Below are 21596 nucleotides of genomic sequence, written 5' to 3' on the forward strand. Positions count from 1 at the left end.
GGTTAAGGCTGATATCGAGCAACAATGCCGGGTATCAGCCAAGCGTAAGCGTTAATGGTTATCGACCAAAAGTTACACCGTGGACTTATACCAAGACAGAATTACTTATGGGTAGGTTTGTCTAGGTTTTTAGAAGCGGTGATTTACCTCTTTCTAGAGTGAGAATTGTTCTGTAGGAATTGTTTGAGGGTTAAACGACGATTTTCCAAAAAACGACTCCAAAAACCTGGGATAAACTCATCCATCGTTTCGGCTAATGCCCACATTTCCAAGTTAATCATTTTGTACAATAGGTCATGGGAGTTCTCAATTTGCTCCATAAGCTGTTTCATTTCAACACTCGCAGGGGAGTTCAGCTCTTCAAAGGAGTGATCATCGGAGGTGTCATAATCGGGCTTAGGCATATTGTCTAAGATAATGATGGGCGTTTGGGAGAGGAACCATAAGTCCCGCGCTATATCTAAGTCCAAAAAAAGTATTATAAATAAAGTTATTTTTTCCCCTAGAGGCAACTATTGTCTGTCAAAGATCCCTTGAATCCTTGGAATTATAAACCGTGGTGGTGTCAGCCTTGGTCGATTCTCCTGACCGGAGCCGTAATCATCGCGGGGAGTTGGATGCTAGCCAAAATGCTCTGGATAACCTTGATAGTGGCTACCCCCATTTTGGTTTGGTGGTTTTACTTTTTATGGCTCTGGCCCCGTCTCTTGCGGCATAGTTACCTTGAGTTGACAAATCGCCAACCCGATCAAGAATCCGAGTCGGTTGCCACCATTTATCCCTCCGATGAGTGAACGGCTTCTCAAATCAGACGCTAGAATTTGTAATCAGTAGGCTTATTTAAATGATCCCATAATGGAAATGGATATGCATTGCGATCGCGGCAGTGCGACTTCAACCGCCCAATTACCCCTAGCTAGATGTAGCCAAGAGTGTTTCCATGGACAATCCTGCAGCAACCCTTCACTGCCCTAACTACCGCTGTCAGGCTGCCAATCCCCCTGTCAATAAGTTTTGTCAGAACTGTCGCACGCCTTTGAAGCGGCGTTATCTGTGGGCGCTAGGATCAGGGATAGAAGCCTATCAGCCCGAATCGCTAATTGCCAACCGTTATGTGTTGGTCAATGAACGGATTGTACTGGATACAAAACCAGCAACACCACCGGATACCCCTCAAGAGATTCCGGAGGAGTTGTTGCCCTATTTGAGACTCTCTCCCTATCGCTTACATATTCCCCAAGTCTATGGGCGACTGACAGGCGGTGAAAGACGCCAAGATTCAGAAATCTGGCTATTGGAAGATGCGCCGATTCTGGAAACCGATACGGCTGGGACTCAAGGAGAACTCTTTCCTCCCCTGAGAACAGTTTGGCAAGAGGCAACAGCGATACGCCAACTCAACTGGTTGTGGCAAATCGCTAACCTGTGGCAACCCTTAAGCAGTGAAGGAGTGGGGACAAGTTTACTCAATCTCGATTGGCTGCGTCCAGAATCTTCTATCCTGCATCTACTAGAACTTCACAGAGATGAACCCGCCGCACCAACGCTCAAACAACTGGGTCAGTGCTGGTCTCAACTCCAACCTGACGCCTCCTCGGTCATAAAAAAGTTTTTCGGGCAACTCTGTGATCAATTGACCCAAGGAAAAATTCGCACCGCCGAACAACTGGTGGGACTGCTTGATCAGGGAATCAAAGACTGTGGACAAGGGCAATCGCGTCATTATCAGATTTTTACAGGTACGGATTCGGGTCCAGTTCGCCGCCACAATGAAGATGCTTGTTACCCACCCATTGGACAACTATGGAGTCGCTCAACCGATGAAAATGCCTTAGCGATCGTCTGTGATGGGATTGGCGGACATGAAGGGGGGGAAGTGGCTTCGGAATTAGCCATCAACGTTTTGCGAGAGCAAGTGGAACGCCTCCATTTTGATCGCGACCACTGGCACCCAACCCATCTGACTCTACAACTTGAACAAGCCGCCTGTGCCGCTAATGACGCCATCAGCCAGCAAAATGATAGCGAACATCGCTCTGAGCGACAGCGGATGGGTACAACCCTGGTCATGGCTCAAACCAGCGCCCATGAAATATACATCACCCATGTCGGGGACAGTCGCGTCTACTGGGTAACGCGCCAAGGGTGTCATCAAATTACCCAAGATGATGATCTAGCCTCCCGTGAAGTGCGATTGGGTTACACCTTTTATCGGTATGCTGTGCAACAGCCGACCTCTGGCTCATTAATCCAGGCTTTGGGCATGGCATCGTCTACCACATTACATCCAACAACCCAGCGGTTTATCCTGGACGAAGATAGTGTGTTTCTTCTCTGTTCCGATGGTCTCAGTGACCATGACCGAGTGGAACAATACTGGCAAACCGAAATTCTGCCGATTCTGGACGGACAGCGTGATGTGCCAACTGCCGCTGACCATCTCATCGAAATAGCAAATCGGCAAAATGGTCATGATAATGTTACGTTGGCGCTGGTCTACTGTCAGGTAAGGGCATCAGCGGAAACAGCACCAACAGAACTTGCGCCGCCTCAGCCGGAATCGTTGCCTTTACCGACAACGGAAACACCATCGGAAACCCTAGCGACGACCACCATTGTCCCTTCCCATACGAAAACCCAACCCTTGACCCGACCCAAACGGCGTCCTTGGGGACTTATGTTGGCAATTGTTGTACTTTTGGTCGTGGGTGCAGGACTAGCTTACCTATTATTGCCTCGGCGTTGGCTTCAAGGATTTGTGAGGCAGAGTTCTAATTCTGATGCCCCAGTATCCGTGTCGGGGACGCCATCTCCAACCGCTAGTCCAACGCCAACGCCGGAAACGGTTTCGTCCTTGGAAAACTTGGCGCTGATGCGGGTGACTCGCTCAACGATTACGAATTCCCAAGGACAAGATGTTCCGTTGCTACTCCGGTTAAATCCTCCGGAGGAAAATCTCTCACCCATTCGATTAATTCCCAGAGGGAGTGTCTTGCAAGTGATTCGTCAATCATCCGATTCTGGGGAAGAGGATTGGCTGAAATTGAGAGTGTGTTCGACGGGGACGGAAAACGCCGAGATGCAATCGATACAGACCGCTCCAGCATCCCCTACCCTAGCGGACGCCAAACGGCGCCGCAACATTTATCCTCAGGTGCAGCCAGGAGAGAGGGGTTGGATAAAAGTTGTTAATATTCGCTCAAATGTTGACTTAAATGTTAACCCAACATTGGCACAAAAAGGCGTATGTGCAACGGCGCCTGAATCTGATGCTTTAACGCCTTCCCTCAGTTCTCCGTAGGAACACGACATATCTGTAGGAACACGACATGTCGTGCCCCTACGGACATTTTGTGCTTTCCCTAACATGCTCCCAAGTGTAAGTCCTAGTCATGATAATATAAAATGTAAAATGGTTTTATTTTATGACAGTAGCAATCAGCGAAATCATCATAAATGGAATTTTATTCGACCTAAAAAACTGGCATCAAGGAATGTCTAATTTAGAGAACTTTGAGCAGATCATCGACAACTTATTCAATACTTTGTCTGAGCGAAACATCAACTATTTGTTAGTTGGGGGAGTGGCATTATTAAGTTATGTGGAGGGACGAAATACCCAAGATATTGATTTAATTCTCTCCCGTTCTGAGTTAGCAGCATTACCTGAGGTTGCTATTGCTGAAGAAAACAAAGATTTTATTAGAGGAAGGTTTCAGCAGTTAATTGTTGATATTTTATTAACGCATAATCAACTGTTTTCTCAAATTAGTCAGCAATTTGCCACAGTTAGACAGTTTGGCGATCGCTGGATTCGTTGTGTCGATGTGGAAGGGTTAGTTATTCTCAAATTTTATGCGTTGCCTTCTCTTTATCGACAAGGTAAGTTCGACCGAGTGAGTATTTATGAAAATGATATTCTCTTACTTTTGCTCAATTACGATGTAGATTTAGAACAGGTATTCCAAGTTTTGTCTAATCATTTACTCCCTAGTGTTTTAGAAAAAGTTAAAGGTATTTGTGCTGATTTAGAAGCTCGGCTTAAACGGTTTCCGATTCAGCAGCAAAGGTTAGAATCGGAATCGGAGAACGATTGAGACGCAAGGCGATCGTCTGAGCAAGGTTCTGGAAACCGTGCTGTTGACGCCAATAGAACAGCTAATGGTTAGGATTAATTCAATTTCGCCACCAAAGAATATTTCTTAGTTGTAAACTCTATCATATTTTTTTTGAGCAACATTTAAAACATACCCAAAATACACATATTGTCTGAATTATCAAGGCATCATTCAATCCCGCTCCCCTACACCCTACTCCCACATCCTACTTGGCGACGTCCCAGGCAAAGTCATCAGAGCAACGATTAGACCAGACTATTGACAAATCCACGGCTGAAACGAGCATGGGCTTTCAACCATCGTGATCCGTGTACCATATTGTATAAGGATCAACTTGGCTACTCCCCAACTCCTGACGACTCTCCTGTGCTGTCTGAGTTTGAACTGACCCTAAGACCTAAAATAGGGATCGCAGAGGACAGGGGACAACAGTCGAGTCTGATTGATTCTGATTTGGTCTGTCACTTATCACCAAACTGATAATGTTGCTCTACATCTGGGCGTTGAATGTCTGATATCGAAACTCCTTGCCTCAGTTTAGCGATCGCCCGTCTGTCTACGGCTGGGGCAGATAACTTTGCCGTGTGGGTCATTGAAGCTCCTTATCCTGGGGGTTATGTTCATCATGACTCGATTTGGTCTTCCACTTTGACTCAGACTTGGTTGGCTTGGCAACAAATGTTTTCTACAGGTAATTTGCCCCCCTTATTACCCCTGCCTCATCCCTTGACGCCTAAGCCTACACCAACACCAACCCTATCACCCCAAAGCGAAAACGCTACACCGCAGACGACTAGCTACGGGGGACGGCTGATGCAGCAGTTGGGCATAGACTTGTGGAATTGGCTGTTTGCGGGTTCCATTCAAACAACGTTGGCGGAAAGTCGGGGCATTGCCCGGGGACAAAATAAATCTCTGCGCGTGCGCTTGGAAATTCGACATCCTGACTTGATTCCCCTCCCCTGGGAAATTATGCAAGAAATGGCAGGCAAACCTGCTATTTCTCTGTCTACTCAACTACTGTTTAGCCGCACGACGAGTAATGTTGACTCTCTCAAGCCGCTGATCCGCCATGATCAAGCCCTGAATATCCTGCTCGTCTTTGGACAAGATGTCCACCGTTCCGGGGGTGATCAGTCAGCGGCTCGCTTACAGCTTGAACAAGAAGCAGCGGTTCTAGAAAATGTTTTTCAATCTTGTCAAAAGTTCAACCCCACAGCCGTTCCCTGTTTTGTGGAAAAGCTGCTACAGCCAACACCCGCTGACTTAATTGCCGCTTTAGACACAGGAGGTTACAATATCCTTTTCTATGCGGGTCATGGTGAACCTGCTCCAGATGGGGGTTTATTATTTCTAAGTCCAGATGCACCAATTAACGGTACGGAACTCGCTCAAGTCTTAGTTCGGAATCAGGTAACCTTAGCGGTATTCAATACCTGTTGGGGCGCTCAACCGGATCAGGTGGAAGGTCAAACCATCCCCCGGAGTAGTTTAGCCGAAGTGTTAATTCAACATGGTGTCCCCGCTGTTTTGGGTATGCGTGACTCGATCGCGGATCACGAAGCTTTGAGTTTTATCCAAAGTCTTGCCCAAGCCCTAGCTAGCGGGATGCCGATTGATCAAGCTGTGGCTGTTGCCAGACAACAATTACTCACGCTTTACAAGTTCAACCAACCAGCTTGGACGTTACCTGTGCTGTATATGCATCCGGAGTTTCAAGGACAGTTAATTGCTTTCTTAGAAGAAGGGATTACTGAGCTTCCGCCGATGCCTAGCAACTGGAATGGCGAACAAACGCCCACCGCTTGCTTACGCTCCTTAAACTCGATGGGTAAAGTTTGGCGAATTCGCGGTGCACTGATGCGGGTGGGACGCGGGCAGGAGAATGATTTAGTTTTGGATGAGGAAATGTGGGTGAGCTATAAACATGCAGAAATTATCTGTCGCGATACCTTCACTCATCCCGGACAAATCCCGACTTACTTCCTGCGTGATTTTTCTCGCAACGGCACTCATATTTTACGAGCAGATGGGTGGCAGAGAATCCACCATCAGGAAGTGCCATTGGAGTCGGGTAGTCAGTTAAAATTTGGCAGTACTCAGAGTCAAACCCTGGAGTTTATTATTGAAAACCTTTAAGCCAAAAACTTAACAAGTTTTAGACTCGGAGAGATTCGAGTCGAGAAGAACACGACTCAATTCAACGGTTCTAGAAGTTCTGCCAATTATTGGCACTAACCTTTATTTTCGGAACGATTACGGAACCTTCGAGAGTGCTGATGTAGCTATTCCTATCAATTTTCATCACCACCAACGATCACATAAGGGGTATTATGACCAGTCAACATAAACCATACCAAAATTATCAGGATGCTTTGAGTCAAGCCCAAGGAGAACTCCTAGAGGCACTCTGGCAAACTGAGGACGATTGTTATCCCTGGAATCCCGCTGAACCTGAAGCCCAAGACTATTTGGCAGATTTGGAAGCGGGATTTTCTCTAGATGCTTGTCAAACCGAGGCAGAAATTACATCGGGATCACAAACCCTATTCAATCGCTTGCACCAGTGCTGGACATCGCTAACGCCCTCAGATTCTTCCGGTTCCGCCTCGCTAAAGCGGTCATTAGCTGAACGATTTTCCGGGGTGCCGTCGTCTTGGTTGGACGCGATCGCCAATCAAGCTCAACAAGCGTTATCCATGGATATATCACTTGCCGATCAGCTAGTTTTATGCGTTAGACCCTTATTACCCAACTGGACGGAAGATGATTTATTCGTTTTTGCACGTCCGTGGGCTTACGCCATGCGAGGTAATCAAGACTTTGGCGCTATTGGCTCAGTCGAATGGTCTGAATTATCACCCATTGAGCAGGTGCGCTTAAGTTTGGCTATTGCCCATTATACTCTCACCCAACTTGAGGAAGCTTCTGAGGACAATTAATTGCCGAATTAATTCATTTTATGGTATTGGGGCAGGTAAGAGTTACTTAGGGGCTGTTGAATAAGTGTTGTGGTGAGGGGGAGCGGGGGAACCCACACTTATTCAGCAACCCCTAACTCAAAGGTGGTAAAAGAGGCAGCAAAAGTGTAATGAAATAGTAAACTAATGGAGCAGTAAAAACGTAGCTGTCTGTGCGGTCTAAAATACCGCCATGACCGGGAATTAATTGTCCTGAATCCTTGACCCCAGCATCTCGTTTCATCATTGATTCGGTTAAGTCTCCCAAAAGGCTAGCCACTCCAATTAACGTACCGAATGCGAATCCACTGAGTTGCCAGTTTGACCATTGCAGATACCAAGCCCCAAGCATAGCAACTGCCCCACTCCCGCAAATTCCAAAAATTGCCCCTTCTACTGTCTTTTTAGGACTAATATTCGATAAGGGAGTGCGACCAAAAAACTTGCCAAAACTATACGCACCAATATCGGCTGCCCAAATACAGGCAAACGCGAGTAGAGTTACGGTTAAGCCTTGGGACAGAACCGTTAGATTAGTCCAAGGGTGAAGCCAAGAGTCATTAAACGAGAAACTATTGAGGCTCGCTGTAGCATTCAAGGGTAATGAAACCCCTCCATCTAAACCAACACGCAATCGTATCCAGTAGCTAGGCAGATAACCGCCATAGAGTAATCCCAAAATCGAAGCGGCAATATCCGCAATCGTCGCCATCTTGGGTTGAAAGAGCAGGTAAAAACAAATCAGGGTTCCAGCAATGGGAAAGGCGGCATCCGTCAGATTAGAGTTAAGGGCGGCTGTCACCAATAGAAGTTGACTCACAACTAACGTGGTTTTAGCCGCAGGCGCAATTCCTTTTGCCTGAACCAGTTGAAAATATTCCAGTTGACCCAAATAGACGATGACACAGAGACCGAGGGTAAAATACCATCCTCCAGCCACAATCATCCCCATCGCTAGGGTAATCGCTACAATTCCACTAAAAATCCGAGACCAGGGCATAGAACTTTATTTGACACAAGACAGTCGAAATTAACTGTCTGAATAAAACTATTACATTAAGATTAACAATCGGGCAGCATTCGCCGTTAGTCAATTTGAGAGCGGGTAGTAGGGGTTTGGTTACCAAACCCCTACTAACTGGTAGGGAATCACCGTTTTTGTAGGGCGGTGAGGATGTCAAGAATCCAGCTTCTCCCCACTGAGGATAAACATAGGATTAACAGCCGCAAAGATTTGATGAGTCCCTCGGGTTTCCAAGCGATTGATTGAGGATTGCACAACTTCGATATTACGGGCTTGTAACTCAGCCAATCCTTCGGAGAGGGTATAAAGACTCTCTAAATTACTAGCTGTGGCAACAATCCGACCTTGGGGTTCTAAGTAATGCCAGACTGCCTTAAGAATGTCTTTAATCGGGCGTCCTCCCTCAATACAGGCTCTATGGGGTTTTCCTGGTAGATCTTGGAGACATTCAGGTGCAGATCCTTCGATAACGTCAACATTCTCAACACCGAAGCGATCGCAGTTCCGTTGAATCAGGTTCGCTACCTCTTCATCCCGTTCTACCGCCACAATTTTACCGTGAGGAGAAAGTAATCCGGTTTCTACGGCAATTGTACCTGTCCCTGCACCGATATCCCAGAGCAAGGAATGGGATTCTAGGCGCAATGCGGAAATAATCAGTAACCGTACTTCTCGCTTGCTTAGGGGAATACCGGGCAAGCGCTCGAATAAATCATCGGGAATACCAGGAGTGGTATAGTTCCACAGGGGAGAAGACATTTTGTTCGTCCTTGGTCATTAGTCCTTACTGTTGACAACGTTTACACGTTCTAGGCGAGGATCGCTACACCCAGTAATATAGCCGCCCAAGTGCTGAACCTGTCGCAGATAATCCACTGTAGTTGACGCGATCGCAAATCCTGGCATTAAAACCGGAATCCCCGGAGGATAGGGACAAATCCATTCAGCACTAATGTGACCAACGCTTTGGTCTAGAGTTAACCGTTCTTTCGGGGCAAAAAAGGCATCGCGAGGAGACATTGACGGTTCCAGGATTAACCCTGATGTCATTCCCAGTTGGCATAAATTCTGCCTAAAGGAAGCATCAGGACGAGAATAGCGCTGTTGTAAGTAGGTAAAGGCTTGGACTAGCTGCTGAATATCTTCCGCCGTGTTTCCTAAACTCAGAATAAACGTCAGATGCTGGAATGTCGGCAACTCGCCAATTACACCCAACTGCTCACAAAAAATTTCATCGGCTTCAAACCCACTCAACCCTAACTCCATAACTCTCACCGTCAACCGGGTCGGATCTAGGGTAAAACAGCCCGGAGTATTTGTGGCATCTAACACCGATAATCCTGGAATTTGCTGAATCTGTTCCCTCGCCGCCTCAGCCAGTCTTAGAGTGCGGCTAATCAGCGTTTCCCCATACAACATCATTTGTTGTCGTGCGGCGTCTAGAGAGGCTAAGAGGAGGGCGCTGGGACTGGTAGACTGGACAAGCTGTAAAGCTTGACTCAATCGTTCCGGATCAAGGCGATGACCTTTAATGTGCAGCATTGAGGCTTGGGTCATCGCGGCTAAAACCTTATGGGTGGACTGTATGGTTAAATCAGCCCCGGCTGACATTGCACTTGGCGGCAAATCCGGGTGAAATCGAAGATGCGCCCCGTGTGCCTCATCAACCAGCAAAGGAATATTGTAATGATGTACCCGTTGGGCGATCGCCTGGATATCGCCGCACACGCCATGATAGGTCGGATACAGTAGCATCACCGCCTTAGCATCCGGATGTTCCTTGAGGGCTTGGCTAACGGCGTCTGGGGTAATACTGTGTGCCAAATCACCAGAGGGATCGGATTCTGGGGTAATAAAAATCGGACTCGCACCAGAAAGAACCAAACCTGCGATCGCGGATTGATGACTATTCCGAGGCAAAATCAGCTTATCTCCTGTACCGCAAGTGGCTAAAATTGCCGCGATTACGCCACAGGTTGAGCCATTCACCAGAAACCACGTTTTATCGGCACCAAACGCCTCCGCTGCTAACGCTTGCGCCTCTTTAATCCCTCCTGAAGGGGCAAATAAGTTATCAAAATCTGGTAATTCGGGAAGATCATGCTCAAAGACTGATTTTCCCCATAGGTTCGCCAGTCTGTCAGATATACCCTTTCCCCGCTTGTGACCTGGGGCGTAGAATGGCGCGTGGGGACGTCCAGCACAGGCTTGTAAAGCATCGAGTATGGGGATTGTCCTTTGTCCTTCGTCATTTGTCATTTGTCATTCGTCAGTTGTACTATAAAGTATTTGGGTAAAAAATTAGTTAGGTACACAAGGAAGTTCTATGTCGCGATATCGAGGTCCGCGCCTGCGGGTTGTCCGTCGTCTAGGCGATCTGCCCGGTTTGACTCGCAAATCCCCCCGTCGTTCATATCCACCCGGTCAACATGGTCAAGCTCGCCGGAAGCGGTCAGAATATGCGATTCGATTGGAAGAAAAACAGAAACTCCGCTACAACTACGGAGTCACGGAAAAGCAATTGCTTCGCTATGTTCGCAAAGCTCGTCGAGCAACGGGTTCCACGGGTCAAGCCTTGCTAGAACTGCTAGAAATGCGACTGGATAACACCGTATTTCGGTTAGGCATGGCAGGTACTATTCCGGGTGCGCGTCAACTTGTGAATCATGGTCATGTGATGGTCAATGGTAGGGAAGTGAATATCGCTAGCTATCAATGCCGTCCCGGTGATGTGATCATGGTTAAAGATAATGAACGCTCTCGGCGTTTGGTGGAAAAAAACCTGGAATACCCCGGATTGGCAAATCTACCGAGCCATTTAGAGTTTGACAAGAAAACATTCACGGGTAAGGTCAATGGCATGATTGAGCGTGAGTGGGTTGCCCTGCAAATTAACGAACTGCTGGTAGTTGAGTTCTATTCACGGAAAGCGTAGATTGGTCATTGGTCATTGGTCATTGGTTAATGGTCATTGGTTCATGAGTCCCTCGGTAAAACACGTTTTGTCATATTGGGTACTGGAAAGGAAAAAACGAATGACGAATGACGAAGGACTAATGACAAATGACTATCCACCAATTTGTGACATGGTGCGAGTGTAGTAACCATCAGTACCAGAGTCTCGCTGTTTAAAGTTGATATCTGGTTTAATCGCGAGTAACTGCTGCACTCGCGCTCTTAATTGGGCGAGATCAACACCGCTACGGAGAGCGCTTTTTAAGTCAATCTGACCCGTTTCATTGAGTAAACAGGGACGCAACCAGCCATCGGCAGAGAGGCGCATCCGGTTACAGCGATCGCAAAAACATTCGGACATTTGACTGATGAAGCCGAGAGTCCCCAAAGCATCGGGAATCTGGAAGACATCAGCCGGTCCATTCCCGCGCACATTCGACTCAACTAAGCCCCAGCGATCGCGGATTTGCTGGCGGAGTTCCTCAGAAGGAATCCAGGCGCGATCGCTAAATAATTCAGGATTGCCAATGGGCATAAACTCAATAAAGCGAATGTGCCAATGGCGGTCAAGGGTAAGGGCGGCTAAATCCAGAACTTCTGCATCATTCACTCCTGGAATCACGACTATATTCAATTTCAGGGGATCAAACCCCACCCGATGTGCGGCTTGAATTCCGTTCCAGGTTTGTTGCCAGCGCGATCGCCCCCGATTCCCGATAATGGTGTCAAAGGTGTCAGGATTGAGGGAATCTAAGCTAATATTAATCCGCCGTAATCCAGCATCATACAAGTCTTGTGCCATGCCTGCGAGTAAAAAGGCATTCGTCGTCATGGCTAAATCTTCGGTTTGATCCAGTGTGGCAATTTCTCTCACCAAGTCCACTACCCCTGGACGCAGTAGCGGTTCTCCACCTGTCAGGCGAAACTTTTTAAACCCGACTGGTATAAAAACTTCTTTCAATAGCGTCAGCAGTTCCTCATGGGTGAGGAGTTCCTGTTGCAGGATATAGTCAAGTTCTGACCCTTCCGGCATACAGTAGTGACAGCGGAAGTTGCAACGGTCAATTAGGCTAATCCGGAGATAATCGACTGTGTTCATATTAATTCGCGGCTATCCCCCATCTCTAGGCGGCTACTGTTTCATAATAAGAATCTTTAACTCATCGGAGAGTAAGGATTATGTATTCAATGCATAGATATATATAGCAACCGCCATGGCTGTTAAGACACATCATTTATGTAGAGACGCGCCATGGCGCGTCTCTACTTCTCAAGGGTAGGGAGTATGACGAATGACGAATGACGATCACCACCGTTAACTTTAACTGTCCCTACCTACTTATGAGAGCAAAACCTAAATTGGCACAATCCTGGGACACATGTCCCGTCAGTGTATGTAACTATTATCAAGTGAACGTTGAGGCGCATCACTCCTATGTTAGGCAAGTTACTAGATGGTCGTTACCAAGTCAACCAAGTCCTCGGTGCAGGAGGATTTGGTCGCACCTACCTGGCACAAGATACCCGGCGTCCAGGTAGCCCGATTTGTGTGGTCAAACACCTTCAGCCCGCGAATCGTGACCCCAATTTCTTAGAAACCGCCCGACGCCTGTTCAACAGCGAAGCGGAAACCCTAGAGGTGCTGGGCAATCACGACCAAATCCCACGCCTGCTTGCCTACTTTGAAGAAGACCAAGAATTTTATCTGGTTCAGGAATATATCGAAGGGCATCCCCTCAGCAAAGAGTTGATACCCGGTCAACCGTGGGATCAGACGCGAGTTGTTGACCTGCTGCAAGAACTCTTAGAGCTTTTAGACTTTGTTCACAACCACGGTGTCATTCACCGGGATATTAAGCCAGATAACCTGATTCGACGGAATTTAGATAAAAAGTTAGTCTTATTAGACTTTGGGGCGGTGAAGCAAATCCGGACTCAATTGGCAAGTCCTCAGGGGCAAATGAGCAATACGGTGGCAGTAGGGACTCCGGGTTATATGTCCAGTGAACAGGCTTTGGGTCAACCGCGTCCCACCAGCGATATTTACGCTTTAGGAATTATCGCTATCCAAGCCATTACAGGTCGTATGCCGGCGGAATTGCAGGAAGATTTAAATACGGGCGAACTGATCTGGCAACATCTTGCCCCTGTGAGTCCAGGGCTAAAACATATTTTGACCCGGATGGTACGCTATCATTTCAAAGACCGTTACCAGTCAGCCACAGAAGCGTTACAAGCCGTGCGATCGCTCATCACCGCTTCTTCGGGTCAGTCTGTTCCGCCGTCTCAACCAACCCCTCACCCCCAGCCCCTCTCCCAACAGGGTACCCTGGCAGTTTCCCCCGCCGCACCCCCGCGAAGACCAACTCCTCCAACTCTTCCGACTCCTCCTCCGCCCCCTGAAGCCGAACCTGAATCTGAACCGAATCGCGCACCATTAATCATTGGTGTGGGTTTAGCTGTAGCTATGGCAGCCGCAGGGATGGCGTATGGCATTCGTCAGGGGATGTCCGGTGGAATGGCACGAGGGACTTGTACAGTAACGGCTCAAGGCTTAAACGTGCGCTCAAATCCCAACGCAGCGATTGTTGGCACAGTTAATAAAGGCACAAAGTTAACCTTAACGGGAACTAAGCAAGGGGATTGGGTGGAAATTCGTTCACCTAAAGCAGGGTGGGTTTTTGGCAAGTATGTCGATTGTTCTACCGTAGATACCATTGCGGAACAACCCGCTAGCCCTACCCCAGTAGAAACCCAACCGAGTCCCACCCCAGTTGAGACAAAACCCAGTCCCAGCCCAGAACCAACCCCAACGCCGGAAAAATCCCCCGTTCAGCCCAAAGATAATGGGGCAGAGGTCTTGACAGAAGCGGCAGAAGAGTATCAACAGGGTAACTTAGATAAAGCGATCGCGGCGGCTCAATCGGTTCTCCCCAGTAGTCCAGCCTTTGAGGATGCTCAAAAGAAAATCGAGACCTGGCAAAAGGAATGGTCAGAAGCAAAAACCAAATTCGATAAGATTCAGCAAGCCTACAATGAAGGTCGCTATGTTGATGTGATCATTTATGCCGCAGACAGCGATTTTCCGGAACAGCGCTATTGGCGAGAAAAGTTGAATGATTTAGTTCGCAAAGCCACCCAACGTAAAAATCAAGGGGATACGAATCAGGAAACCCCACCGTCATCTGAACAGTCAAATCCCCAAAACCCTAAACCTGAAACAAAAGAACCTACTGGAGACAATTCAGTACCAATTTGTGAACCGGAAACCGAAGAAGCCTGTTGATTCCCACGATTTCCAAAAGTACAGTAGATAAAAGTCCCCCTTAAAAAGGGGGATTTAGGGGGATCGACAATGTACCGCATAGCAGAGCAAACTGCTGTAGTGCGTAGTGCTATAAGAAACAGATCAAGAGTAAGCGAAGTTTATCGCAACCGCCATGGCTGTTAGGACACATCATTTATGTAGAGACGTTGCATGCAACGTCTCTACAATGGTGCCGAACTTACCCTCTGATTCTCAATCCGGCAACGTTTTAAGCGCCGCCTCTTAATTTATCCAATACGCTGCGATCTTCCAATGTAGACGTATCTCCAGCCACATCCTGACCGGCTGCTAAATTCCGCAACAAACGCCGCATAATTTTACCCGATCGCGTTTTGGGCATTCCCTCTGTAAAGCGAATCTCACCGGGACGGGCAATGGCACCAATTTCGTTAACCACATGTGCCTTGAGTTCGTTTGCCAATTCCTCTGTGGGACTGTAGTCATTCTCCAACATGACAAAGGCAAAAACATTTTCCCCTTTCACTTCATCCGGTTGTCCAACCACAGCCGCTTCTGCTACGGCGGGATGGGAGACTAATGCCGATTCAATTTCCATAGTACCGAGGCGATGTCCAGAGGTATTAATCACATCATCCACGCGCCCCATCACCCAGAAATAGCCATCTTCATCCCGACGCGCACCATCTCCAGCAAAGTAGAGATACTGCCCATCTTTAGGTGCAATATGTTCCCAATAGGTGCGGCGGAAGCGATCCGGATCACCATAAACGGTTCGCATCATTCCGGGCCACGGGTGCTTAATCACCAAATATCCCCCTTGATTGGCTGCAACCGGATTGCCTTCTAAATCGACAATATCTGCCAGAATACCTGGAAACGGTAACGTGGCTGAACCGGGTTTGGTGGGAATCGCACCGGGTAGGGGCGTAATCATAAATCCCCCGGTTTCTGTTTGCCACCAGGTATCGACAATCGGACAACGTTGTCCGCCAATAATTCGGTGATACCACATCCAGGCTTCGGGATTAATTGGTTCACCGACGGTTCCCAAAATTCGTAACGAGGATAAATCGCGGGCTTTGGGATGGTGTTCGCCCATCTTAATTAATGCCCGAATTGCGGTTGGTGCGGTATAGAAAATATTGACGCCATATTTTTCGACTATATCCCATAAACACCCTGGATTCGACGGACGAGGTGCGCCTTCATACATGACGGTGGTGGCACCATTGGACAGCGGACCATAGACAATATAGCTGTGACCCGTAATCCAACCCACGTCAGCGGTACACCAGTAAACATCAGTGTCTTTAAGATCAAAAGTCCATTTCAGGGTGATATGGGTATAGAGGTTATAGCCAGCGGTAGTGTGAACAACGCCTTTGGGTTTCCCGGTTGTGCCAGAGGTGTAGAGAATGAACAGCATATCCTCACTATCCATGGGTTCAGCGGGACAATTCCCTGACACCCCGGCTTGTAAATCATGCCACCAATGATCGCGCCCCGGTTCCATCTGGATTTTCTGTTGGGTACGTTGAACCACAAGAACATTTTCTACCGTGGGTGCGCCGTTATTGGCGAGGGCTTTATCGACTTCTGGTTTCAGGGGAACAATCTTCTCTTTACGCCAGCCACCATCAGCGGTGACGACTACTTTCGCTTGGGCGTCTACTAATCGGTCTTTTAAGGCTTCGGAACTAAACCCGCCAAATACCACTGTATGCGGCGCACCAATCCTGGCACAAGCTAGCATCGCGATCGCGGCTTCTGGAATCATGGGCATATAAATCCCCACGCGATCGCCTTTTTTCACACCTAATTGCTTGAGGACATTGGCAAACTGGCAGACTTCCCGGTGCAGTTGGGCATAGGTGAGGGTGCGAGAATCTCCTGGTTCTCCTTCCCAAATCAAGGCGGCTTTATTCCGTCGCCAGGTGGTTAGGTGTCGGTCTAGGCAATTGTAGGCAATATTCGTCTTGCCGCCAACAAACCATTTGGCAAAGGGAGGTTGCCAATCGAGGACTGTATCCCATTTCTGAAACCAGTGCAACTCTTGTTCGGCTAACTCCGCCCAAAATTTCAACGGGTCAGCTTTTGCCTTGTCATAGAGGCGCTGATAGTCCTCCAGACTCTGAATGTGGGCAGTCTGGGAAAATTCAGCCGGGGGTTGGAATAGGCGTTTTTCTTGCAGAACTGATTCAATCGTTGATTCAGGCATCGTTTGTAGTTGTAATCTGTTGCTGTACTCAAACCATTTTGAAGGCAGATTTGCCTGAATGAGCAATTTTGACGTTTTGTAAAGCTTACCGACTCCTCGATAGGGGCGGCATCATTTGTCATTTGTCATAAGCTGTTCGGCATTTAAACCTTAATGTCAATAATGGCGAAAGCCTTGTAGTGCGTTTAGCGAAGCCATGCCGCAGGCTTTGCATCTTGCTCGCTACTAATACCCAATTTAAATGCATGACAGCTTACCCACTGTTTTAACCCATGAATAAGGGCGGGTTTTGTTTCACCGTTATCGGTGATTCAGCTAGTGTTAGTTCCTAAACCCGCCCCGACCAAATACCCACTGTTTTGACCCATGAATAAGGGCGGGTTTTGTTTCACCGTTATCGGTGATTAAGCTAGCGTTAATTCCTAAACCCGCCCCGACAATTGATGCTTTGGCTAGGTTCAGGGCAGGGTTTTTCTTCCCTGTTCCCTGTGATACACCGAGCGAAGTCGAGGTGTTCACTGTTCACTGTCTCTACCCTCATGAGTTCGCCATCTCAACTAAAAACGTGATATGAAAGTCGTTCAACAAACGGTGACATTACTGACGCTGAAAGAACCCCCAATTGGGGTTTGGATATTGAGTGGGTTAACCGCCGCGATCGGATTGCTGATTTTTCTGTCTTCTAATTCATCGATTGATTGGTTCGGATTGGTTTGTATTGGGTTAGCGAATGGGATGATGTTCGGCAGTCCAGTGAAGACATGCCAATTTGATAAACAGGGTAATTGGGTCATATTTCAGCAAAAAGGTTGGTTAGGAACCCAGGTGATCCGCCGTCCAATTGACCAGGTGACTGAGGTACAAGTTGAACAGCTTAACCTATTCGGGCTTCAGTTATATCGGCTGGGTTCGTAGTAGGCACTTTAGTGCCAGAAGCGCTTTAGCGCTTACTACAAACTCTAAAGTCAGTGGCATTTATCCTAAGTCGGGTTAGCAGTCCCCTGTGTTCTGTTCCCTATCCTCACCACAATATTTATTCAGCAACCCCTCAGGAATACTCACGTTTCACTTTTAGCGGATAACTGACAACCAATAGGTTGACCAACTGTCTTTTGCACATAGTCTAAAATTTCTTGATAAGCGTCTGGATTGGTTTTAGGATGGATAATGAGTCGCACCTTACCATCCGGTAACCAAACTATCAACCGACCGTTCTTCGCCCAAACAAAGGTGCTGATACGATTGAGATCAATCAGATACGTATCGCGCTCATAACTTAATTTAATCCAATGCTGATCCATAGTGGACGGTGGCAACTCTTAGCTGAGTCAGTCGCAATGGGGTGTTCTAAGTCAACACACCAATAGGGAACAAGACAGAGTGTGACAGTGAGATAGGCGATCGCTAACGGTTAAAAGGATACACCAGATGGTCATTGAGTATCTTTTTCAGGTAGAATTTTGATAAAAAAATGGTCATTAGTTCTCATTGCGGAACTAATGACACCTCGTATTGAGCGATCAATTGTTTTGCTAATTACATTTTCCGTTGAAACTCTTCGAGTAAATCCAGCAGATTAACCTGACACTGCATCGGTAGTAAATCCGCTAGGGGAACTTCCCGTTTGCCACCCCCCAGTTTAATCGGAATACTTTGCAAGATTTGCACCACTTGGTCTTCGGAGAGGTTATCCTCTGTCAGCAGGGGATAGAGGCGTTCAGCTAAAGGGGTGTGTAAATGGGCATCCTGTAAGTAAAGATGCCATTTGGCAACATCGATGTATATATTCTCACCAATTTCAGCCGCCAAGGTTTCGATCGCTTCGCTGGTATTCGGGTTAGCCATAATAAATTGAGTAGGACGAACTGGACATTCTCAGTTTATCCTTGAGCAGAGTTAGCCGAATTATCTTGACCCGGTAAAGGAGTATAATCCGCGATCGCAAAGATGTAAACGGCGTGTCCGACTAAAATTAATCCCCAGATCCCCGTTACCCAATACGTCCAAGTCCAATTAGCATACTGGATGGTACGGACAAACCATAAACCCGAATTACACGCCGCAAACACAGCGACATGGACAGCAAAGTTCATTCGGTCATCTAGGCGTCGATACTCAGCATCGCGACGATCAGGTTTGCGGGACCAACGAGGAGGCATAGCAGTTCGTAAGATAGACGTATGAGAATAGGTTATACTATCTAGTATTTTTTTGATAAGGCAATTTTCGAGTATTCCGGTCTCAAGGGATGGCAACAAGACTGGAATGCGGGATGCAAGCCTGACTGGAAACGTTGTCAACTAGCGCGATCGCACCGATTTTACGCTTACCGCCTCAAGCGTTGATGCCTTTGCTGTCATTTGTTCTGATGAGGAGTGATCAGAGTAGTTTTAGGGGTGATAAAAACAACCAATGAATTAGGAATTGGGGTTTATTAATTTGAATTTCATCGTGTTCCCTTTCTCCGATAAGATGAGTTGACGTGAATGTTGCTCAGAAATTCCCTGATGCGATCGCACATATAGCACTAAGTAAATGGACACAATTAAAGTTAACCGTGGAGATTAGGCAACAGGCAACAGGCAACAGGGAACAGTAAGGATTTGAGAGTGATTTACAAAAAATGACCAATGACACGACAACCCCACGACCAATTTGCCAAACAGTATCTGGAAGAATTATTAGCACCTCTGGGTACAGTAGAAACCAGCCGCGATGTACTCAGCGAAGTTCGCCAGGTTGATGTTTGCTTTATACCTGCACCCTCACCCTCCCCAGAATCCGAGACTCTAGGATTACTGGGTAAAATGGCAGCAACCACTTGTTTATTTGAACCGTTTCGCAATGCACCTACCCCAGTAGAAGTGCGAAGTTGCATGTTGAAATTGTATTCTGTGGAAGCTGAACTTTTACGCAAGGCGCGACGGGAGAGACGTTCTCTATCAGAAGATGAGTCACCCCGTTTATGGATACTGTCCCCCTCTTGTTCTCAACGGTTACTCAACGGGTTTGGTGCCAAGTTGAATCAGTCTGAGAATTGGGGAGAAGGCGTTTACTTCTTACCGGAGTTTCAGAGAACAGCACTGGTAGCGATTAACCAATTACCCGTAAGTCAAGATACACTGTGGTTAAGAGTATTAGGAAAAAGGAGAACACAGCAACAAGCAATTGATGAGTTAGTCGGGTTACCCCAAGAGAACCCACAACGGCGCAATATCCTGGAAATACTAGCCAATTGGCGCATCAATGTGGACAGTAGTGAAAGGTTAAGTAATGCAGATCGGGAGTTAATTATGAACTTATCACCAGCGTATTTGAAATGGCGGGAAGAGGCTGTATCAGAAGGCAGACAAGAAGGCAGACAAGAAGGCAGACAAGAAGGGATTCGGGAAGAACGACGGCAAATGGTGGAAAACTTCCTCCGAGTGCGGTTTGGTGAGATTGATGCCGAATTAGAAGCGATCATCGCACCGATGTTACAGTTAACACCACAAGTGTTGACTCGTCTGCTGTTTAACCTTTCTAAGGAAGAGTTATTACTGTGGTTTGGCGAGGGTTCTGGGGTAGAAGAGAGATTCGGCGAAGGGAAGCGAGAAAAGGTGGAAAACGTGCTGAGAGTGCGGTTTGGTGAGGTTGATCAGGAATTAGCCGACAAAATCGCATCCATGTTAGAGTTACCCCATCAAGAGTTGACTCCTTTGCTGTTGACGCTTTCTCGTCAGGAATTATTAGAACGGTTTGCCAGGTAGGGATAAATCCCTGGATAGGTGAAAATGGGGACGTAGAGACGCGCCATGGCGCGTCTCTACATTGCATAACCTCAACCTCGTAAGACATAGAGGGTAGTGAAGGCGCACTCAACCCAAACGTGAATGTAAACTGATGCATTACCAAAAGCCAACAGACAAACATCAAACCTGTTTTCTCAAGCCAACCTTAACGTCTTGGCAATGGTTGGTTTATTCCTGCCATGCTGTAATCACTATCTTCAGCAGCATTTTCATCGTAGCGGTGGAACAAGATCCGGTGTTATCCCTACCGAAAAACACTGGAGAGATAGCGCCGACAACAATCGCCCAAACCGACAAACGCGCAGAAGCCGAAAGACTGACTAACGAAGGATTGCAACTGTTTCAACAAGGGACAGCCGAATCACTGCAACAAGCGATCGAAAAATGGGAAACAGCGCTTCCTCTGTGGCGTGAAGTGGGAGATCAATCAAAAGAGGCTTTTATTAATCTGGCACTGGGTAGCACTCATAATTTATTAGGATTCAACCAAAAAGCGCTGGATTATTATAATCAAGCCTTACCTCTCTATCAAAAACTCGAAGATCGCGCCCGGGAAGCAACAACCCTGAATAATATTGGTATGGTCTATTTTGATGTAGGAGAGAATCAACAGGCATTGGAGTACTTTCAACAGGCTTTACCCTTATTCCAGGCTGTAGGCGATCGCGCCCAAGAAGCGATAATCCTGAATAATATTGGTCGTGTCTATTATGACTTAGGAGAAAAACAAAAGGCATTATATTACTACCAACAGGCTTTACCCTTATCTCAGGCTGTAGAAGATCGCGCCCTTGAAGCAAAAACCCTGAATAATATTGGTGGTGTCTATGATGATTTAGGAGAATAACAAAAGGCATTAGAGTACTACCAACAGGCTTTACATTTATTCCAAGCTGTGGGCGATCGCGCCAGGGAAGCAACAACTCTCTATCGTATTGGTGATGTCTATTCAGCTTTAGGAGAAAAACAAAAGGCATTAGAGTACTACCAACAGGCTTTACCCTTATCCCAAGCTGTAGAAAATCGCGCCCTTGAAGCAAAAACCCTGAATAATATTGGTGCTGTCTATTCAGCTTTAGGAGAAAAACAACGGGCACTAGAGTACTACCAACAGGCTTTACCTTTATTCCAAGCTGTAGGCGATCGCGCTGGAGAAGCAATAACTCTGAATAATATTGGTTTTGTCTATGCTGACTTAGGAGAGAAAAAACGGGCATTAGATTACTACCAACAGGCTTTAC

The 21596-nt window shown here is 47.1% G+C and carries 19 protein-coding genes and 1 pseudogene; 10 read left to right on the forward strand and 10 right to left on the reverse strand.

Features of this window, described 5'->3' with window-relative positions:
• Positions 1 to 143: 143 nt before the first annotated feature.
• The gene (locus RH949_RS12290; RefSeq protein WP_044210515.1) at positions 144 to 404 is read right to left on the reverse strand and encodes a hypothetical protein; all 261 of its coding nucleotides are present in this window, start codon (positions 402 to 404) and stop codon (positions 144 to 146) included.
• 111 nt (positions 405 to 515) lie between these two features.
• On the opposite strand from RH949_RS12290, the gene RH949_RS12295 reads away from it, so the two are divergent.
• From RH949_RS12295 to RH949_RS12315, 5 genes are all read left to right on the forward strand, one after another.
• Positions 516 to 794, forward strand: a complete 279-nt coding sequence (locus RH949_RS12295) for a DUF6737 family protein (protein ID WP_044210474.1) — start codon at positions 516 to 518, stop codon at positions 792 to 794.
• Positions 795 to 940: 146 nt separating this feature from the next.
• A complete protein-coding gene (locus RH949_RS12300) occupies positions 941 to 3301 on the forward strand; it encodes a PP2C family serine/threonine-protein phosphatase (protein WP_446353429.1) in 2361 nt (786 codons plus the stop codon).
• A 124-nt stretch (positions 3302 to 3425) separates the two neighbouring features.
• Positions 3426 to 4097 (forward strand): hypothetical protein, encoded by a 672-nt coding sequence (locus RH949_RS12305; protein WP_006105207.1) that lies wholly within the window; start codon positions 3426 to 3428, stop codon positions 4095 to 4097.
• Between the two features lie 528 nt (positions 4098 to 4625).
• Complete coding sequence (locus tag RH949_RS12310) at positions 4626 to 6257, forward strand: CHAT domain-containing protein (protein WP_006105222.1); 1632 nt, start codon at positions 4626 to 4628, stop codon at positions 6255 to 6257.
• 194 nt (positions 6258 to 6451) lie between these two features.
• Entirely contained in the window at positions 6452 to 7060 is a 609-nt protein-coding gene (locus RH949_RS12315) for a hypothetical protein (protein WP_044210473.1), read from the forward strand.
• Positions 7061 to 7172: 112 nt separating this feature from the next.
• On the opposite strand, the gene RH949_RS12320 is transcribed toward RH949_RS12315, so the two are convergent.
• The 3 genes from RH949_RS12320 to RH949_RS12330 all read right to left on the reverse strand — a co-directional run bounded on the left by RH949_RS12320 (position 7173) and on the right by RH949_RS12330 (position 10361).
• Complete coding sequence (locus RH949_RS12320) at positions 7173 to 8078, reverse strand: phosphatidate cytidylyltransferase (RefSeq protein WP_006105296.1); 906 nt, start codon at positions 8076 to 8078, stop codon at positions 7173 to 7175.
• A gap of 177 nt (positions 8079 to 8255) precedes the next feature.
• Positions 8256 to 8861 (reverse strand): precorrin-6Y C5,15-methyltransferase subunit CbiT, encoded by a 606-nt coding sequence (gene cbiT, locus RH949_RS12325; protein WP_006105245.1) that lies wholly within the window; start codon positions 8859 to 8861, stop codon positions 8256 to 8258.
• 18 nt (positions 8862 to 8879) lie between these two features.
• Positions 8880 to 10361: an aminotransferase class I/II-fold pyridoxal phosphate-dependent enzyme gene (locus RH949_RS12330; RefSeq protein ID WP_446353433.1), complete on the reverse strand. Its 1482-nt coding sequence runs from the start codon at positions 10359 to 10361 to the stop codon at positions 8880 to 8882.
• A 67-nt stretch (positions 10362 to 10428) separates the two neighbouring features.
• On the opposite strand from RH949_RS12330, the gene rpsD reads away from it, so the two are divergent.
• Complete coding sequence (gene rpsD, locus RH949_RS12335) at positions 10429 to 11037, forward strand: 30S ribosomal protein S4 (RefSeq protein WP_006105298.1); 609 nt, start codon at positions 10429 to 10431, stop codon at positions 11035 to 11037.
• 132 nt (positions 11038 to 11169) lie between these two features.
• Here the strand turns inward: rpsD and moaA are convergent, their stop codons facing one another.
• A complete protein-coding gene (gene moaA / locus RH949_RS12340) occupies positions 11170 to 12156 on the reverse strand; it encodes a GTP 3',8-cyclase MoaA (RefSeq protein ID WP_446353435.1) in 987 nt (328 codons plus the stop codon).
• Positions 12157 to 12492: 336 nt separating this feature from the next.
• Here moaA and RH949_RS12345 point away from each other — a divergent pair, with 336 nt between their 5' ends.
• The gene (locus tag RH949_RS12345) at positions 12493 to 14343 is read left to right on the forward strand and encodes a protein kinase domain-containing protein (RefSeq protein ID WP_446353437.1); all 1851 of its coding nucleotides are present in this window, start codon (positions 12493 to 12495) and stop codon (positions 14341 to 14343) included.
• A gap of 250 nt (positions 14344 to 14593) precedes the next feature.
• On the opposite strand, the gene acs is transcribed toward RH949_RS12345, so the two are convergent.
• Both acs and RH949_RS12355 read right to left on the reverse strand, forming a co-directional pair.
• The gene (gene acs / locus RH949_RS12350) at positions 14594 to 16564 is read right to left on the reverse strand and encodes an acetate--CoA ligase (protein ID WP_446353439.1); all 1971 of its coding nucleotides are present in this window, start codon (positions 16562 to 16564) and stop codon (positions 14594 to 14596) included.
• 321 nt (positions 16565 to 16885) lie between these two features.
• On the reverse strand, positions 16886 to 17083 hold the full coding sequence (locus RH949_RS12355; RefSeq protein WP_006105313.1) for a hypothetical protein: 198 nt from the start codon (positions 17081 to 17083) through the stop codon (positions 16886 to 16888).
• Positions 17084 to 17134: 51 nt separating this feature from the next.
• Here RH949_RS12355 and RH949_RS12360 point away from each other — a divergent pair, with 51 nt between their 5' ends.
• Positions 17135 to 17479, forward strand: a complete 345-nt coding sequence (locus RH949_RS12360) for a hypothetical protein (RefSeq protein ID WP_446353441.1) — start codon at positions 17135 to 17137, stop codon at positions 17477 to 17479.
• A gap of 143 nt (positions 17480 to 17622) precedes the next feature.
• Here RH949_RS12360 and RH949_RS12365 read toward each other — a convergent pair whose 3' ends face one another.
• The 3 genes from RH949_RS12365 to RH949_RS12375 all read right to left on the reverse strand — a co-directional run bounded on the left by RH949_RS12365 (position 17623) and on the right by RH949_RS12375 (position 18723).
• A complete protein-coding gene (locus tag RH949_RS12365) occupies positions 17623 to 17865 on the reverse strand; it encodes a hypothetical protein (RefSeq protein WP_006105274.1) in 243 nt (80 codons plus the stop codon).
• Between the two features lie 235 nt (positions 17866 to 18100).
• Positions 18101 to 18409 (reverse strand): DUF3181 family protein, encoded by a 309-nt coding sequence (locus tag RH949_RS12370; RefSeq protein ID WP_006105246.1) that lies wholly within the window; start codon positions 18407 to 18409, stop codon positions 18101 to 18103.
• Positions 18410 to 18444: 35 nt separating this feature from the next.
• Positions 18445 to 18723, reverse strand: coding sequence for a 2TM domain-containing protein (locus RH949_RS12375; RefSeq protein WP_006105270.1), 279 nt, complete (start codon positions 18721 to 18723; stop codon positions 18445 to 18447).
• A gap of 471 nt (positions 18724 to 19194) precedes the next feature.
• Here RH949_RS12375 and RH949_RS12380 point away from each other — a divergent pair, with 471 nt between their 5' ends.
• Entirely contained in the window at positions 19195 to 20313 is a 1119-nt protein-coding gene (locus tag RH949_RS12380; RefSeq protein WP_446353444.1) for a hypothetical protein, read from the forward strand.
• A gap of 262 nt (positions 20314 to 20575) precedes the next feature.
• Positions 20576 to 21596, forward strand: a pseudogene (locus RH949_RS12385) (tetratricopeptide repeat protein); the annotation flags it as partial.

The sequence above is a fragment of the Coleofasciculus sp. A1-SPW-01 genome (assembly GCF_040217205.1).
Taxonomy (GTDB): domain Bacteria; phylum Cyanobacteriota; class Cyanobacteriia; order Cyanobacteriales; family Coleofasciculaceae; genus Coleofasciculus; species Coleofasciculus chthonoplastes_A.